General features: G+C 68.4%; 20 protein-coding genes. 13 read left to right on the top strand and 7 right to left on the bottom strand.

Annotated features, from left to right (window positions below; translation table 11 throughout):
- Window positions 1-44: 44 nt before the first annotated feature.
- The 5 genes from H7F51_RS08830 to H7F51_RS08810 all read right to left on the bottom strand — a co-directional run bounded on the left by H7F51_RS08830 (window position 45) and on the right by H7F51_RS08810 (window position 2,426).
- The gene (locus tag H7F51_RS08830; RefSeq protein ID WP_246448047.1) at window positions 45-374 is read right to left on the bottom strand and encodes a flagellar protein FlgN; all 330 of its coding nucleotides are present in this window, start codon (window positions 372-374) and stop codon (window positions 45-47) included.
- A complete protein-coding gene (gene flgM / locus H7F51_RS08825; protein WP_246448045.1) occupies window positions 371-670 on the bottom strand; it encodes a flagellar biosynthesis anti-sigma factor FlgM in 300 nt (99 codons plus the stop codon). The genes H7F51_RS08830 and flgM overlap by 4 nt, the downstream gene beginning before the upstream one ends.
- An 80-nt stretch (window positions 671-750) precedes the next feature.
- Complete coding sequence (locus H7F51_RS08820) at window positions 751-1,242, bottom strand: flagella basal body P-ring formation protein FlgA (protein WP_185663897.1); 492 nt, start codon at window positions 1,240-1,242, stop codon at window positions 751-753.
- Window positions 1,243-1,326: 84 nt separating this feature from the next.
- Window positions 1,327-1,764: a hypothetical protein gene (locus tag H7F51_RS08815; protein WP_185663896.1), complete on the bottom strand. Its 438-nt coding sequence runs from the start codon at window positions 1,762-1,764 to the stop codon at window positions 1,327-1,329.
- On the bottom strand, window positions 1,764-2,426 hold the full coding sequence (locus H7F51_RS08810) for a MotA/TolQ/ExbB proton channel family protein (protein ID WP_185663895.1): 663 nt from the start codon (window positions 2,424-2,426) through the stop codon (window positions 1,764-1,766). The genes H7F51_RS08815 and H7F51_RS08810 overlap by 1 nt, the downstream gene beginning before the upstream one ends.
- 203 nt (window positions 2,427-2,629) lie before the next feature.
- Between H7F51_RS08810 and flgB the strand changes: the two genes are divergently transcribed.
- Genes flgB through H7F51_RS08750 form a run of 13 tightly spaced genes read left to right on the top strand, consistent with a single transcriptional unit; the run spans window position 2,630 to window position 12,348 of the window.
- On the top strand, window positions 2,630-2,977 hold the full coding sequence (flgB, locus tag H7F51_RS08805) for a flagellar basal body rod protein FlgB (protein ID WP_185663894.1): 348 nt from the start codon (window positions 2,630-2,632) through the stop codon (window positions 2,975-2,977).
- Window position 2,978: 1 nt separating this feature from the next.
- The gene (gene flgC / locus H7F51_RS08800) at window positions 2,979-3,404 is read left to right on the top strand and encodes a flagellar basal body rod protein FlgC (RefSeq protein ID WP_185663893.1); all 426 of its coding nucleotides are present in this window, start codon (window positions 2,979-2,981) and stop codon (window positions 3,402-3,404) included.
- Window positions 3,401-3,754 carry a flagellar hook assembly protein FlgD gene (locus H7F51_RS08795; RefSeq protein WP_185663892.1) on the top strand — a complete coding sequence of 118 codons (354 nt, stop codon included), beginning with the start codon at window positions 3,401-3,403 and terminating at the stop codon, window positions 3,752-3,754. Before flgC ends, H7F51_RS08795 begins: the two co-directional genes overlap by 4 nt.
- A gap of 16 nt (window positions 3,755-3,770) precedes the next feature.
- Window positions 3,771-4,583, top strand: a complete 813-nt coding sequence (locus H7F51_RS08790) for a flagellar hook-basal body complex protein (RefSeq protein ID WP_185663891.1) — start codon at window positions 3,771-3,773, stop codon at window positions 4,581-4,583.
- 22 nt (window positions 4,584-4,605) lie between these two features.
- On the top strand, window positions 4,606-5,349 hold the full coding sequence (locus H7F51_RS08785) for a flagellar basal body rod protein FlgF (protein WP_185663890.1): 744 nt from the start codon (window positions 4,606-4,608) through the stop codon (window positions 5,347-5,349).
- Between the two features lie 21 nt (window positions 5,350-5,370).
- Window positions 5,371-6,159 carry a flagellar basal-body rod protein FlgG gene (gene flgG, locus H7F51_RS08780; RefSeq protein ID WP_185663889.1) on the top strand — a complete coding sequence of 263 codons (789 nt, stop codon included), beginning with the start codon at window positions 5,371-5,373 and terminating at the stop codon, window positions 6,157-6,159.
- 8 nt (window positions 6,160-6,167) lie between these two features.
- Complete coding sequence (locus tag H7F51_RS18650; protein ID WP_246448042.1) at window positions 6,168-6,875, top strand: flagellar basal body L-ring protein FlgH; 708 nt, start codon at window positions 6,168-6,170, stop codon at window positions 6,873-6,875.
- 11 nt (window positions 6,876-6,886) lie between these two features.
- Window positions 6,887-7,993 carry a flagellar basal body P-ring protein FlgI gene (locus tag H7F51_RS08775; protein ID WP_343061252.1) on the top strand — a complete coding sequence of 369 codons (1,107 nt, stop codon included), beginning with the start codon at window positions 6,887-6,889 and terminating at the stop codon, window positions 7,991-7,993.
- Window positions 7,993-8,319, top strand: a complete 327-nt coding sequence (locus H7F51_RS08770) for a rod-binding protein (protein WP_185663887.1) — start codon at window positions 7,993-7,995, stop codon at window positions 8,317-8,319. The genes H7F51_RS08775 and H7F51_RS08770 overlap by 1 nt, the downstream gene beginning before the upstream one ends.
- Before the next feature lie 6 nt (window positions 8,320-8,325).
- Window positions 8,326-9,672 carry a flagellar hook-associated protein FlgK gene (gene flgK / locus H7F51_RS08765; RefSeq protein ID WP_185663886.1) on the top strand — a complete coding sequence of 449 codons (1,347 nt, stop codon included), beginning with the start codon at window positions 8,326-8,328 and terminating at the stop codon, window positions 9,670-9,672.
- Between the two features lie 11 nt (window positions 9,673-9,683).
- Window positions 9,684-10,604, top strand: a complete 921-nt coding sequence (locus H7F51_RS08760; protein WP_185663885.1) for a flagellin N-terminal helical domain-containing protein — start codon at window positions 9,684-9,686, stop codon at window positions 10,602-10,604.
- A gap of 45 nt (window positions 10,605-10,649) precedes the next feature.
- On the top strand, window positions 10,650-11,513 hold the full coding sequence (motA, locus tag H7F51_RS08755; protein ID WP_185663884.1) for a flagellar motor stator protein MotA: 864 nt from the start codon (window positions 10,650-10,652) through the stop codon (window positions 11,511-11,513).
- A 1-nt stretch (window position 11,514) separates the two neighbouring features.
- Window positions 11,515-12,348, top strand: coding sequence for a flagellar motor protein MotB (locus tag H7F51_RS08750; RefSeq protein WP_185663883.1), 834 nt, complete (start codon window positions 11,515-11,517; stop codon window positions 12,346-12,348).
- 51 nt (window positions 12,349-12,399) lie between these two features.
- Here the strand turns inward: H7F51_RS08750 and H7F51_RS08745 are convergent, their stop codons facing one another.
- Both H7F51_RS08745 and H7F51_RS08740 read right to left on the bottom strand, forming a co-directional pair.
- A complete protein-coding gene (locus H7F51_RS08745; RefSeq protein WP_185663882.1) occupies window positions 12,400-13,014 on the bottom strand; it encodes a DJ-1/PfpI family protein in 615 nt (204 codons plus the stop codon).
- Between the two features lie 122 nt (window positions 13,015-13,136).
- A complete protein-coding gene (locus tag H7F51_RS08740; RefSeq protein WP_185663881.1) occupies window positions 13,137-14,207 on the bottom strand; it encodes a chemotaxis protein CheB in 1,071 nt (356 codons plus the stop codon).
- Between the last annotated feature and the right edge of the window lie 39 nt (window positions 14,208-14,246).

Genomic DNA, 14,246 nt, shown 5'->3' with positions numbered 1-14,246 from the left:
GATTGCCTCGGGGACCGGTTCAGCAAGGGGCGTGCCAAATCGATTCAGCGCGCTCCGGCATAGGCATAGGCGGGGGTGGCCCGGTAAAGCTGGGGCGAGCCGACCAGCGCATCGAGGCGGGCCGAGACATTGGCCGCAATCAGGTTGCGAACCTGCCGGTTTACCTCGTTCAGGCGCCGTGCGGCTTCGAGCAGGCCGCGGCATTCGTCGTCGACCTCGGCCGGGTTGGCGCTCGAGAGAGCATCGCACAGGCCGTTCTTTTCGAGCGAGCTGGCCATGATCTGGTCAAGGTCGAGCCCGGCAAGCGCCTGCCGTTCGGTTTCCAGCGCGGCAACCATCTGCCGCAGCCTATCGCGCAGGGTGGGAATGCTCATGCCTGGGCCCTCAGCAGCATGCCGGCCGCGATCATCGCGTCGGCGATCTTGGTGGGAATGACCGGGTAAGTGCCGGATTCGATCGCGTGGCGGATAACCGCGACGCGCTCGGCATCGACCGGGGCCTGGCCCGGGTCGAGCGCCTCACTCGGCTGATAGGTGACCTGTTCGCTCGCGCCGGTTGCGGCCGCGCTCGCAGCGCCGTCCTTCGCACCGGCGGCGGTCCGGGCGATACGGGCATCCATGGCGCCGACCGGTCGGACACCCGGTATGTTCTGGCTGGATTCGATAGGCATGGTGGCCGCTCCGTGTGTTCTCAGGTGAGAGAACGGCGGCCGCTAGGTCCGTTTAAGGGATGCGGTAATAATTTGCCGGGTTACGGCAAATCGGTGCCGAGATCGAGCCGGACGAGGCCGGGGCGGACGATCCGGGCGCGGACCGGCTCGGCGCCGGCGGAAGCTGCATTTTTCACGCGAATCCAGGAGCCTACGGCGCCCCCGTCGAGCGCCTGGCCGGGCTGGAAGACGGTGAAGCCCTCACCCGAGATGAGGATTGTCACGGCCTCTCCGCGCAGGATTGCCGGGGCCGCCTGCGCGGGTGCCAGCGCATTTTGCAGGAGCGGCACGAAGAGGCGCCAGCCGGCCGCGTCGGGGCACTGGACCAGCACCGTATCGCGCCGCCCGGCATACCAGCCGAGGCTGAGCGGATTGCGGCAGGCGGCGAGTTTCAGCCTGCGATCAACGCCTTGCGCGGCCCCGCCGGGGGTGCCGAGCGGAGCGCCGGTGAATTCGGCCACGGTCTGGTCGATCGCGGCGGGATCGGCAAAAGCGGTGGCGGCGGCGAAAAGAAGCGCGGCGATAGGGGTCATTTGCAAAGCCTCTGCAACGGGAGTGCAACGGGCGTTGCCGCACTCTATCGCCGCACTTGCTGCAAGGGCCGTGCCATCGCGGGTTCAGCTATCCCACGTGAGCGTGGCGGAGAGGTCGTCCATCGGGGCGGGTTCGACCACCATCCGGGTCGAGCGGGGCAGGACTTTCACTTCGGCCATCACCCCTTGCGCGCGGGCGAAGGCTTCCTGCGCATGGCCGCCGGAATAGCGCGCGACGATGGTCAGGCGCTGGCGCGGGTCGAGGGTCTGGCCGGCAAGCCACGTTTCGAGGCTGGGGCCGCCGGGGCCGGCGCGCCAGACGGCGACGGGATCGGCCAGAGCGGGCGCCGTGGGCGCGGAGGTGACGGCAGGCGGCGCGGGCGGCTGCTGCCGGGCGAGCGCCGAGGCGGTGACGAGGAACAGGATCAGGGCGAGATCGGCCAGGGCATATTGCCAGCCGAGCCCGGCGCGGACCTGGACCGAGCCGAGCGGATCGGAGGCGGGAAACTCCGCGCCGGTCATCAGGCAGCCGCTTCGTGGTGGTGGTGAACGGGAGCCGCGCGCAGGTGAGGCATTCCTTCGGCCACCTGCGCGGCGATCCATTCGGTCACTTCCTCGCGCGCGGCGTCTTCGGCGCGGGCGGCGCGTTCGACTTTCCGGGCGAGCGGGGCGAGAACGAGGTTGGCGGCGAGGAGCCCGTACAGCGTGGTGACGACCGCCATGCCGACCGCGCCGGTTATCGCCTCGGGCCCGGACGTGGCGGGCAAGCGGCTCAGCGCCACCAGCGTTCCGACCATGCCGCAGACCGGGGCCAGTTCGGCCGACTGGGCAAGCACCCGCATGGCGAGCGCGGCTTCGCCGAGGCGGCGGGCCTTGTGCTTCTCATGCGCGGCGAGCAGCGCGGGGATCGAGCGGTGCTGGATCAGGGCGTCGGTCGCCTCGTCGAACTCGCGGTCTCCCACCGGGCGGCGGCGGGCGCGCAGCACGCCGTCCTCGCGGATCGCGCGGACCTGGGCGGCCAGTTCGCCCCGCGTGCGTTCGGCGCTGAAGCCGGGGCCGAAGGCGGCCAGCGCCGCGCGCAGGGCCAGGGCGCTCTCGCGCCAGCCCGAGCGCAGCAGGGTGGCGAGGAGCGTGCCCCCGAACACGATCAGGGCCGAGAGTCCATCGATCAGGGGAAGCGGCATCGCGGGGCAATATCCTTTGGGGTGCTCCTGAGAACGGCAGGAGCGGCGGCATATTCAGGGGCGCGGCGCCATTTTGCCGCCGCCCGGCAAGGGCCTGCCGGATGGCGCTGCCGGTGCGGGCGAAAGCGGCGGAAATGCGCGTTTGGCACGGCGCTTGCTAATCCCACGACGATCCATTCCGCCATCGCAAGAGGACGGCAGACGTGAGCGAGACCCTGTTCGGCATTCATGGGACGGCCCTGGCGCTGCGCTCGCAGCGCATGGGGCTGATCACCTCCAACATCGCCAATGCGGCGACCCCCGGCTACAAGGCGCGTGACATCGACTTCGCCGCCGCGCTCAAAGCCAGCGAGGGCGGGGCCAGCACCGACCAGGCGGTTTCCGGCGCGACGCGGTTTCGCGTGCCGACCATGCCCAGCCTCGATGGCAACACGGTCGAGATGATGACCGAGCAGACCGCCTTCTCCGAAAACGCGGTCGGTTATTCGGCCACGCTCCAGTTCATCAAGGGCCGGGTCGAAACCGTGACCCGCGCGCTGAAGGGCGAGTGAGATGAGCGGCCCCAACTCCACCAATGGCGCCCCCCTCACCCTGTTCGGCCTCGCCCAGCGCGGGCTTTCCGCCCAGCTGGTGCGGATGAACGCGGCGGCATCGAACCTGGCCAATGCCGGGACCGTGAGCGGCAGCGCCGAGGCATCCTATCGCCCGATCCGCCCGGTCTTCGCCGCCGCGCTCGACCAGCAGAGCGGGCTGGCCACCGTGGACGTGCGCGGCGTGGTCCAATCGACCGCCCAGCCGATCCGCGAACACAATCCCGACCACCCGCTGGCCGATGCCAACGGCGACGTCTGGACTGCCCCGGTCGATGAGAACGCCGAGATGGTCGAGATGCTCGACTCCTCGCGCCAGTACCAGAACCTGGTCGAGGCCCTTTCCACCGCCAAGCAGCTGATGCTCGACACGATGAGGATGAAATGACCACGATTTCCAACACTTCGGCGGCCACTTCGGCCACTTCGTCCAGCGCGTCTTCGGGCGGGCTGTCCTCGCTCGGCTCGAGCGACTTCCTCAAGCTGATGACTACCCAGCTTCAGCAGCAGGACCCGTTCAACCCGACCGACAACACCCAGATGCTGGCGCAGATGGCCCAGTTCACCTCGCTCTCGCAGACGACCGAGATGAACGACGGGGTCTCCGCCCTCAACGAGAAGCTGGCGGTGATCGCCGACAAGCTCGACGCCGTGGTGGCAGCCCAGGAGGCGACGCTGGCCGTTGCCAGCGGCAACGCCGCCGCGAGCGCCGCCGCCACCACCACGACAACCGCCTGAGCAAGGGAGCAAACCGATGTCTTTCTACACTTCGCTGACCGGGCTGAAGAACGCCCAGACCGACCTTTCCGTGATCTCGCACAACATCGCCAATTCGGAGACCAACGGCTTCAAGAAGAGCACGGTCGAATTCGCCGACATCGTGGCCGGTTCGGCCTATTCCAACCCCAAGATGATCCAGGGGATCGGGGCCACGGTCGAGGCGATCAAGCAGAACTTCGCGCTGGGGCCGATCGACCAGACCGGCTCGGCGCTCGACGTGGCGATCAATGGCGACGGGTTCTTCGCCACGGTCAACGCCGCGACGGGGCAGACGTACTATACCCGCAACGGCAGCTTCACGATGGACGGCGCGGGCTATGTCCACGACGGTTCGGACAACCGCCTGCAGGTCTTCCCGGTCGATGCGACCGGCGCCGTGACCTCGACCACCCCGATCGACGCCCAGGTGCCCGCGACCAATGCCGCCGGGGCCGAATTCGCCGGGGTGACCGTGAGCGGCAACGGCGACGTGACCGCATCCTATGCCGACGGCAGCAACACGATCATCGGCAAGATCGCGCTGGCCTCCTTCGTCGCCCCGAGCGGGCTGAAGCAGGTCGGCTCGTCCAACTGGGTCTCGACCGGGATCTCGGGCGCGGCCACCTTGGGCCAGCCGGGCAACGGCCAGTACGGCGAGCTGCTCTCGGGCGCGCTCGAACGGTCGAACGTCGACATTGCCGAGGAGCTGGTGGCCCTGATCAGCGCCCAGCGCGATTTCCAGGCCAATGCCAAGGCGATCGATACGGCCACCCAGATCTCGCAGACCATTATCAACCTGCGCACCTGATCCCAGCTGACGGAGTGGCCCGATGGACCGCCTGATCTTCACCGCCTTTTCCGGCATGAACAACTCGATGGTGCGCCAGCGGGTGATCGCCAACAACATGGCCAATACGCAGACGGTCGGCTTTCGCGCCGAGACGCTGCAGTTCACGCCGATGACGATCAAGGACGGGGACGGGCTCGAAGTGCGGGCCATGACCGATGCCGAGGTGCGCGGCGCCTCGATGAAGCAGGGCGCGCTGAACGAGACCGGGCGGAGCCTCGACATCGCCATGACCGGGCAGACCATGCTGGCGGTCCAGTCGGCCGAGGGCGAGGAAGTCTATACCCGGCGCGGGGACCTCTCGGTTTCGGCCGGGGGCGCGCTCACCAATGGCGAGGGCTTGCCAGTGATCGGCGAGAACGGGCCGATCACCGTGCCGCCGGGCGGCGAGGTTTCGATCGGGCCGGACGGATCGGTACTGGTGCGCGATCCGGCCACGCCCGACGCACCGCCCGCGCGGGTCGACCGGCTCAAACTGGTCAGCCGCGAGGGCAGCAGGATCGAGAAGGGGCTGGACGGGGCCTTCCGCGTCTATGGCGGCGGCACCCTGCCCGCCGACCTTGATGCCAGGATCGTGCCCGGCAGCCTTGAGGCGTCCAACGTCAACCCCAGCGAAGTGCTGGTCGAGATGGTCGAGGCCCAGCGCCTGTTCGACATCCGCACCAAGCTGATCAGCACCGCCAAGGACATCGACGAGGGCGGCACCGCTCTCATGCGCCTGTCGTAAGCATTCACCGGAGAAAGACCCATGCCTTCCAGCGCCCTTCACGTCGCCCGCACCGGCCTCGAGGCCCAGGACCAGCGGATGCGGGTGATCGCCAACAACCTCGCCAACGTCGGCACCACCGGATACAAGCGCGACCGCGCCAATTTCGCCACCCTGGCCTATCAGGACGCGCGGGTGGCGGGGCAGCAGTCCTCGGCCGAGACCGCCTATGCCACGGGCCTCAACCTCGGCACGGGCGTGGGCCTGCAGTCGACCAGCCGGATCGAGACGCAGGGCACCCTGCAGACCACCGGCAATGCGCTCGACCTCGCGCTCGACGGGGACGGGTTCTTCCAGGTGACCCTGCCGGGCGGGCAGCTCGCCTATACCCGCGCCGGCAATTTCACCCGTTCGGCCGAGGGCCAGCTGGTGACCTCGCAGGGCTATCCCTTGCAGCCGGCGATCACCGTGCCCGAGGGCGCGAGCGCGATCACCGTGGCCGCCGACGGCACGGTTTCGGCCACGGTGGCCGGGCAGACCGAGCCGACCCAGCTGGGCCAGATCACCATTGCCTCCTTCGCCAATCCGGGCGGACTGAAGGCGACCGGCGACAACTTCCTGACCGAGACCGCCGCCAGCGGCCAGGCCCAGATCGGCCCGGCCGGGCAGAACGGGCGCGGCAATATCCGGCAGGGCATGCTCGAAGCCTCGAACGTCAACGTGGTCGAGGAACTGGTCGACATGATCGAGGCGCAGCGCGCCTACGAGATCAATTCCAAGATGATCTCGGCGGTCGACGAGATGCTCAAGAACGCGAACCAGACGCTGTGAGGACGGGGATGACCAAGACGATGGGGCAGCGCGTAGCCTTCGACAGGTTCAGCCTGAGCGGGGTGGGGATTGTGGGGCTGGTTGCGCTTGCGGTGGGGTCTGCCCCTGCCCTCGCCCGCAAGCCGCCGGTGGGGTTCGAGGCGGCGCAGCCCATGGCCGCGCCGGTCCTGCGGCCCGCGACGGGCGGCATTTTCGATGCAGGGCTGGGTTATGCGGGCCTCGTGCAGGGCAATGTCGCCCGCCGGGTCGGCGATCCGGTGACGATCCTGCTGATCGAGAATACCACGACCGCCAAGACCGCCGGGTCCAAGACCAGCCGCAACGGAGGCTTCTCGCTGACCCCGCCCACTTCGGGCCCGCTCGGTTTTCTCAATCCCGATGCCCTTAATGCGAGCGGCCAATCGTCGTTCAAGGGAGATGGCAGCGCCGCGCAGACATCGTCGTTTTCCGGGACCGTGGGCGTGACGATCGCCGAAGTGCGCCCGAACGGGACCGCGCTGGTCAAAGGAGAAAAGCGCTTGCTGCTGAGCCAGGGCCAGGAATGGATCCAGTTTTCCGGGATCGTGCGGCTCGCCGACATCGACCCCCAGACCAATTCCGTGACCTCGGCCAAGGTGGCCGACGCGCGGATGGAATATGCCGGGAACGGCTCGATCCAGCGCGCCGGGCGCGAGGGCTGGCTGAGCCGGTTCTTCAACATGATCTCGCCGTTCTGAGGGGGCCCGCAGTGATCCGCCGCCTCATCACCCTTGCCCTTGCCGCGCTGATCGGGCCTGCCCTGCTGGCGGGGCCGGTCCACGCCGAGCGGGTGCGCGATCTTGGCGCCTTTCAGGGCGTGCGTTCCAACCAGCTGACCGGCTACGGCGTGGTCGTCGGGCTTGACGGGACGGGCGATGACAACCTCGAATACCTCACCCAGGCCATGCGCGGCACGGCCGGGCGGCTCGGGCTGCAACTGCCGCCGGGGGTCTCGCCGGGGCTGAAGAATGCCGCCGCCGTGCTGATCACCGCCGAGCTGCCCGCATTCGCCAAGCCGGGGCAGCACATCGACGTCACCGTCTCGGCCATCGGCAAGGCCAAGTCCCTGCGCGGCGGGGCGCTGGTGCTGGCCCCGCTCTACGGTGCGGACGGGCAGATCTACGGCATGGCGCAGGGCAACCTCGCCGTGGGCGGGCTTGGCGTTTCGGGCCGCGACGGCTCGAAGCTGACCGTCAACGTGCCGACCGTGGGCCGCATCCCGGAAGGGGCGAGCGTGGAGCGCGCCGTGGCCACCGGGTTCGACAGCGCCGAAGTGCTGCGCTGGAACCTGTACCAAGCCGACTTCCTCACCGCCGCGCGGGTGCGCGATGCGGTCAATTCGCACTATCCCGGGACCGCCTCGGTCGAGGATGGGGTGACGCTGGCGCTGCGCCTGCCTTCGGGCGCGGACGTACGGTCGAGCATGATGGCCGCGATCGAGATGCTGACCGTGGTGCCGGCCGAGACGCCGGCCAAGGTGATCGTCAACAGCCGGACCGGGACCGTGGTGATCAACAGCGCGGTGCGCCTTGCCCCGGCCGCGATCAGCCACGGCAAGCTCGTGCTCAAGGTCGACGAGAAGATCAACGTTTCGCAGCCCGGCGCCTTTTCCAAGGGGCAGACCGTGGTGACGCCGGAGAGCAAGGTCAGCGCCGACGAGGAAGGCAGCCACATCGCCTACGAAAAGGGCGGCGCCTCGCTGGCCAAGGTGGTCGACGCGCTCAACCTGCTGGGCGTGGGGCCTTCGGACCTCGTCGAGATCCTGCAGGCGCTCAAGCAGGCCGGAGCGCTCAAGGCCGAGATGGAGGTGCTGTGATGGATATTGCCGCAACCACTGCGACCCTCGCGCTCGGCGCGCAGGCGCCCTCCGAAAAGAACGGACTGGCGGACAAGACCAAGCTCTCCGCCGCCGCCAAGCAGTTCGAGGCGATCTTCGTGCGCCAGATGCTGGCCGAGGCGCGCAAGGCCAAGCCGGCCGGGGAGGACAGCCTGTTCTCCGGCCAGGCGATGGACACTTTCAACCAGATGCAGGACGAGCGCTTCGCCGCGATCGCTTCCGAGCGCGGGGCCTTTGGCCTTGCCAAGGCGATCGAGGCCCAGCTTTCGGCCCAAGTCACCAACGCCTCCGGCACCAAGGGATAAGCGGGCATGGCCAGCGACCTTCTCTCGATCGGGCGCAGCGGCGCCATGGCGGCGCGGATCGCGCTCGACGTGACCGCGCAGAACATCGCCAACGCCTCGTCCGACGGCTACGTGCGGCGTTCGGTCCGGCTGGAGGAGGTCTCCTCCTCGGGCGGGATCGGCACGATCGGCGATGTCTCGCTCTCGGGCGTCAGGCTGGACAGCGTGGTGCGCAATGCCGACTTGTTCCGCCAGGCCGAAGTGCGCCGCACCGGGGCCGACGCGGCCCGCGCCGATGCCGAGGTGGCCGGGCTCGAGAACATCGAGAGCGCGGTCGAGCAGTCTGGCGTCTATGATGCGATGGTGGCCTTCGAAGGCTCGCTCCAGCAACTGGTCGGCGATCCGACCTCCTCCTCGCTGCGCGCCAACGTGATCGAGGACGCGCGGACCATGGCGGGCACGTTCAACATCGCCGCATCGGCGCTGGACTCGGTAGGCACCGGGCTGCGCTTCGAGGCGACCGACGGGGTGACCCAGGTCAACACGCTGGCGCAGGAACTGGCGCGGGTGAACCTGCGCCTTGCCCGCGCGGCGGATTCGACCAGCGACCAGACCGCCCTGCTCGACCAGCGCGACAGCCTGCTCCAGCAGCTGTCAGCCTATACCGACGTTGCGACCACGATCAATTCGACCGACGGGACCGTGGTGGTCCGGGTTGGCGGGGCGAGCGGGGAGAAGCTGGTCGAGGGCGGCAGCGCCTATGCGCTGGGCATGACCACGGCCAGCGACGGAACGATCAGCTTCGATGTTGCGGGCACCGCCGCCAGCCTGTCGGGCGGATCGCTCGCCGGCAAGGCGCTGGCCCTGACCAAGCTCGCCGATGTGCACTCCAAGCTCGACGCGCTGGCCGAGACGATGATGAGCACGGTCAATTCCGCGCAAGGCTCCGGCGCCGCGCTCGACGGGTCGACCGGGCAGGCCATGTTCAGCGGTGTCGGCGGCGGGGCAGCGGGAATCACGCTGGCCCTGACCGACGGCGCCGGGATTGCCGTGGCCGCCGCCGGCTCGGCCGCGAACAGCCGCGACACGGCCAACCTGACCGCGCTGCGCAGCGCGCTTTCCGCCAATGATCCGACCGCGGGTATGGATGCCCTGCTGTTCGACATTTCGAGCACGGTGGCCGGGCGCACGGTGACGCGCAACGCGCTCGACACCATCGCCAGCACGGCCCGGGTCAGCCTTGCCGCCCAGGCGGGGGTCGACCTCGACACCGAGGCGACCAACCTGATCCGCTACCAGCAGGCCTTTCAGGCATCGGGCAAGGTGATGCAGGCGGCCAAGGACATCATCGATACCCTGCTGGGCATCGGCTGAGGAGACCGGGAATGACCACGATCAGCACCAGCACCAGCGCCTTCTACGAGCGCTCGGTCATCGACATGAGCGGGCTGAGGGCCGAGGCCGAGACGCTGCAAGCCAGTCTTTCCAGCGGCGAGCGGCTGACCCGCTCGTCCGACGATCCGGTGGCAGCATCGCGGCTGCGCCAGCTGCAGCGGGCCGATGCCAATTCGACCATCGACACCGCCAATGCCGACCGCGCGACCGGCGACCTTCAACTGACCGACGGGGCGCTGTCGTCGCTTGCCGACTATGTGGCGCGGGTCAAGGAACTGGCGACCCAGGCCGCCAACGGCACCCTGACCGATGCGCAGCGCGCGGGGATCGGCCAGGAAGTGGCCTCGATCCGCGAGAACATCATCCAGCTGGCCAATGGCCGCAATTCAGCGGGCGGCGCGCTGTTCGGCGGGCAATCGCCGGGCGATGCCTATGCCGTCGATGCCAGCGGCAATGCATCTTACATCGGCACGGCCAATGCGCCGAGCCTGCCGCTGGGCGATGGCCAGTCGGTCACCCCGGTGCTGACCGGGCCGCAGTTGTTCGGCTTTGCGGTGGGCGGCAGCTCGACCGACCTGATGGCCGAGCTCAAGACCCTGTCCGACGCGCTGCAGGCCGGGGGAACGGCAGCGCAGACGGCGGCAAAGGACGGGATCGACGCGATGAACGCGGCGACCGACTCGTTGACCACCGCGCAAACCGTGGTCGGCTCGCGCCTCGCCTGGCTCGACCTCACGGCCACGCGCCGCGCCGACCTTGGCGAGCTGCGCGCGGGCGAGGAGAACACCGTGGGCGGGACCGATATCGCCTCGACCGTCGCCCGGCTGCAGCAGACCATGACCGTGCTCGAGGCGAGCCAGGCGAGCTTCACCAAGCTGGCCAGCCTTTCGCTGTTCAACCTGATCAACTGACCTTGCCCTGACCGGGGGCACTATTTTCACGGGGGTTTTCGCAAGATGTTCGCTGGGATCGGGATCGTCGTCCTGCTGGTCATGGTGTTCGGGGGCTTTGCCATTACCGGCGGCGCGCTCGGCCCGGTGATGCACGCCATCCCGCACGAGATGCTGATCATCGGCGGGGCCGCGATCGGCGCCACGGTGACCGGCAACTCGATGCACGAGCTGAAGCTGATCGGCGGCTCGTTCGCCAAGATCTTCAAGGGGCCCAAGCACACCAAGCAGGACCACGTCGACGCGATCATCCTGACCACCCGGCTGATGAAGCTGCTCCGCTCGGAAGGGCCGGTGGCGCTGGAAAGCCATGTAACCGACCCCAAGTCATCCACCATCTTCGCGGAGTTTCCGCGCCTGCTGGCCAATCACGCGCTGGTCAACCTGATCTGCGACACGCTGACGCTGATCGTTGTCTCCTCCGGCACGCTGGAGGTCCACGCCGTGGAAGAGGTGATGGACAATGCGATGAAGACCCATTTCCACGAGATGCACGAGCCGCAGCATGCGCTGCAGACGCTGGCCGATGCATTGCCCGCGCTCGGCATCGTCGCCGCCGTGCTGGGCGTGGTGAAGACCATGGGCTCGATCGACAAGCCGCCCAGCATCCTTGGCGCGATGATCGGCTCGGCGCTGGTCGGCACTTTCATGGGCGTGCTGCTGGCCTATGGCATGGTTGCGCCGATGGCGGGCCGGCTCAAGCAGGTGATCGACCAGGACGAGCAGATCTTCCACGCGGTCAAGCAGGTGATCATCGCGAGCCTGCACGGCTGGCCCCAGCCGCTGGTGGTGGAAAGCGCGCGGTCGGGCCTGGGCCATGCCTTCCGGCCCGGCCTGTCCGAGCTGCTCGACAGCCTGAGGGGGCGCTGAGGTGGCCGGGCCCGCCAAGCGCGGCAAGAACGAGCCGCCGCCGCCGATCATCGTCAAGAAGGTCACGGTCGTGGCCGGGGGCCATCACGGCGGCGCCTGGAAAGTGGCCTATGCCGACTTCGTGACCGCGATGATGGCCTTCTTCCTGCTAATGTGGCTACTGGGCGCGACCACCGAGAAGCAGCGCAAGGGGATCGCCGACTATTTCACGCCGACGCTGGTCAAGATGCGGGAATCGAGCGCGGGTTCGAGCGGGCTGCTCGGCGGCAATTCGATCACCGACGTCGACAACTATCCCAACCGGCAGGGCCAGACCGGGACCAAGACCCTGACCATCCCGCGCGACGCGACCGGCGGGGCCAAGGAAGGCGCGGGCAAGGTCCAGCGGATGCAGCAGAGCCTCAAGCAGAAGCTTGAACGGTCGGAGACCCTGCGCAAGCTGGCGCGGCAGGTGCGCATGACCGTGACCCCGGACGGGGTGCGGATCGACCTTGTGGACGATGCCGACTTTGCCATGTTCCGCCTTGGCACCACGGTGCTGACCCCGCAGGCGGTGCAGCTCCTCGCCGTGATCGGCCAGACCGTGGCGCCCGAACCGGGTACGGTGATGGTGCGCGGCCATACCGACGCCCTGCCCTGGCGCGCGGGTCAGGTGACCAACAACTGGTCGCTCTCGGCCGGGCGCGCCGAAGCCACCCGGCAGGCGCTGATGCGCAGCGGCATCCGCGAGGACCGCTTCCGCCGGATCGAAGGCGTGGCCGACCGCGAGCCGCTGATCGCGGACAACCCGCAGGACCCGCGCAACCGGCGGATGTCGATCATCGTGGGGAATTGAGGGGCGGTTCGGGAAATCGATCCCGGCCGCCCGACGGCGGCAGAAGCCGTGTCAGGCCGCCTGCGCCAACGGCAGAAACGGAGAAACGACCGCGCTGGTGCGTTCGACCCAGGCCTCTTTTTCGCCCACCGGAGCTACGTAGTGCATGGCGTCCGCCGCGTCTTGCCAAGTCGCCCCGCGGGCGATCATCCAGGTCGCCAAATACTGCGAAGACAGGCAACCACCCGCCGTCGCAACATTGCCATGAGCCACAAAGGGAGCGTCAACGACGTTGACCCCGGCTTCGATGACCCATGGTTTGGTCGTCAGGTCCGTGCAGGCGGGAAGTTCGCCAATCAGGCCAAGTTTTGCCAGTAGCAGGGTGCCCGAGCATTGTGCGCCGATGAGCTGCCGGGCCGGATCCAGTGCGAGCTGATCCAGCAGTTGCCGATCCGCGGCGATGTCGCGTGTCCTGATACCGCTGCCGATCAGCACCGCATCAGCCTCGCGGGCAAACTCGAGCGGGCGCTGGCGCTTCACCGTTACGCCGTTCATCGACGTGACCTGATCGCTCGGCGAGGTGATCAGCGCCGCCCAGCCTTTTGACGCCATCCTGTTCAGGATGGCCGCGGCTACGAACGAATCGAGCTCGTTGTAACCTTCGAAAGTGAGAACGGCGATCTGCATGACTGGACACTCGAAACTTGTCCCTCCTCCTTAATGCGAGGCGCTCAACCTGTGAAGGTCAACAAAAAGGGCGCAACCCTTGCGGACTGCGCCCTTCCGAGCCGGGCTCGGGTGGGATCGTTTCAGGCGGGGGGCCAGGTGCCCGTGGCGCTGCAGCGGGAAAGGAGCGCGCTGGCGAGCTGGTCGAGCGGGAGGTGCTGCTGGACGCCGCCGGCGGCGATCGCGGCGGCGGGGGCTTCGCCGACCGTGGCCGAGCCGGGGTCCTGCGCGAACGTGGCGGCGCCGGCGTCTTTCAGCATCTTGAGGCCCTTGGCGCCATCTTCGCCCATGCCGGTGAGGACGGCGGCGACGGCTGGCGCGCCTGCCCTTGCCATGGTGCCATAGAGCAGCGTGGCCGAAGGGCGGGCGCCATCGACCGGATCGCGCGCGACGAGGCGCAGGCGCGGCGGGGTGCCGGCTTCGAGCACCATGTGATGCGCCGGATCGGCGGCGACGTGGATCGTGCCCTGCGTCAGCGCCGCGCCATCGGCAGCGGCGGTGATGGTGCAGGCAAGCTGGCCCGACATGCGGTTGATGAAGGCCTCGGCCACCATGTGTTCGGCCTGGAGGACGACGGCGGTGGGCGGGCAATCGGCGGGAAATTCGGAGAACAGCGCGGTCAGCGCGTCGATCCCGCCCATCGAGGCGGAGAGGGCGAGGACGCGGCCGTTCCAGTCGAACGCGGGGGCAGCGGCGGCAGAGGCGGCGGGCTTGGCCGGGGCCGCCTTGCGCCGCTCGCGCGCGTCCTTGACGTTGGAATTGGCGGCGGCGAGCACGATCTTGCCGAGCTGGCCGACGGTCTTGGTGAACTGTTCGGGCGTGGCCTTGAGCGGCTTGGGGAAGCATTCGACCGCACCCAGCTCATAGGCGCGCAGCGAAACCTCGGTGCCGCTTTGGGTGAGCGAGGATAGCATGACGACGGGCATCGGCTTGCTCTCCATGATCTCCTCGAGGAACTCGATCCCGCTCATCCCCGGCATCTCGACATCGAGGGTGAGGACATTGGGGCGCAGCTGGGCGATCTGCTCGCGCGCCTCGTCCGCATTGGCGGCGGTGCCGACCACGACCACGTCCTTCGCCTGATCGAGAAGATCCGAAAACAGCGCCCGCATCGCGGCGGAATCGTCGACTACCAGGACTCGGGCTTCGTGCATCGCGGGTTTACCTCGAAAAGACGCGGAAATGAGCCCATC

The sequence above is a fragment of the Novosphingobium flavum genome (assembly GCF_014230315.1).
GTDB classification, from domain to species: domain Bacteria; phylum Pseudomonadota; class Alphaproteobacteria; order Sphingomonadales; family Sphingomonadaceae; genus Novosphingobium; species Novosphingobium flavum.
This window is presented reverse-complemented; position numbering and strand designations above follow the sequence as displayed.

What these genes read in the sequence shown, in the direction of transcription:
- H7F51_RS08760 (WP_185663885.1), top strand. Translation starts at nt 9,684, where the DNA reads ATGACCACGATCAGCACCAGCACCAGCGCCTTCTACGAGCGCTCGGTC.
- H7F51_RS08810 (WP_185663895.1), bottom strand. Translation starts at nt 2,426, where the DNA reads ATGCCGCTTCCCCTGATCGATGGACTCTCGGCCCTGATCGTGTTCGGG.
- H7F51_RS08740 (WP_185663881.1), bottom strand. Translation starts at nt 14,207, where the DNA reads ATGCACGAAGCCCGAGTCCTGGTAGTCGACGATTCCGCCGCGATGCGG.
- H7F51_RS08830 (WP_246448047.1), bottom strand. Translation starts at nt 374, where the DNA reads ATGAGCATTCCCACCCTGCGCGATAGGCTGCGGCAGATGGTTGCCGCG.
- H7F51_RS08790 (WP_185663891.1), top strand. Translation starts at nt 3,771, where the DNA reads ATGTCTTTCTACACTTCGCTGACCGGGCTGAAGAACGCCCAGACCGAC.
- H7F51_RS08795 (WP_185663892.1), top strand. Translation starts at nt 3,401, where the DNA reads ATGACCACGATTTCCAACACTTCGGCGGCCACTTCGGCCACTTCGTCC.
- H7F51_RS18650 (WP_246448042.1), top strand. Translation starts at nt 6,168, where the DNA reads ATGACCAAGACGATGGGGCAGCGCGTAGCCTTCGACAGGTTCAGCCTG.
- H7F51_RS08770 (WP_185663887.1), top strand. Translation starts at nt 7,993, where the DNA reads ATGGATATTGCCGCAACCACTGCGACCCTCGCGCTCGGCGCGCAGGCG.
- flgC (WP_185663893.1), top strand. Translation starts at nt 2,979, where the DNA reads ATGAGCGGCCCCAACTCCACCAATGGCGCCCCCCTCACCCTGTTCGGC.
- motA (WP_185663884.1), top strand. Translation starts at nt 10,650, where the DNA reads ATGTTCGCTGGGATCGGGATCGTCGTCCTGCTGGTCATGGTGTTCGGG.
- flgG (WP_185663889.1), top strand. Translation starts at nt 5,371, where the DNA reads ATGCCTTCCAGCGCCCTTCACGTCGCCCGCACCGGCCTCGAGGCCCAG.
- H7F51_RS08745 (WP_185663882.1), bottom strand. Translation starts at nt 13,014, where the DNA reads ATGCAGATCGCCGTTCTCACTTTCGAAGGTTACAACGAGCTCGATTCG.
- flgK (WP_185663886.1), top strand. Translation starts at nt 8,326, where the DNA reads ATGGCCAGCGACCTTCTCTCGATCGGGCGCAGCGGCGCCATGGCGGCG.
- H7F51_RS08785 (WP_185663890.1), top strand. Translation starts at nt 4,606, where the DNA reads ATGGACCGCCTGATCTTCACCGCCTTTTCCGGCATGAACAACTCGATG.
- flgM (WP_246448045.1), bottom strand. Translation starts at nt 670, where the DNA reads ATGCCTATCGAATCCAGCCAGAACATACCGGGTGTCCGACCGGTCGGC.
- H7F51_RS08820 (WP_185663897.1), bottom strand. Translation starts at nt 1,242, where the DNA reads ATGACCCCTATCGCCGCGCTTCTTTTCGCCGCCGCCACCGCTTTTGCC.
- H7F51_RS08815 (WP_185663896.1), bottom strand. Translation starts at nt 1,764, where the DNA reads ATGACCGGCGCGGAGTTTCCCGCCTCCGATCCGCTCGGCTCGGTCCAG.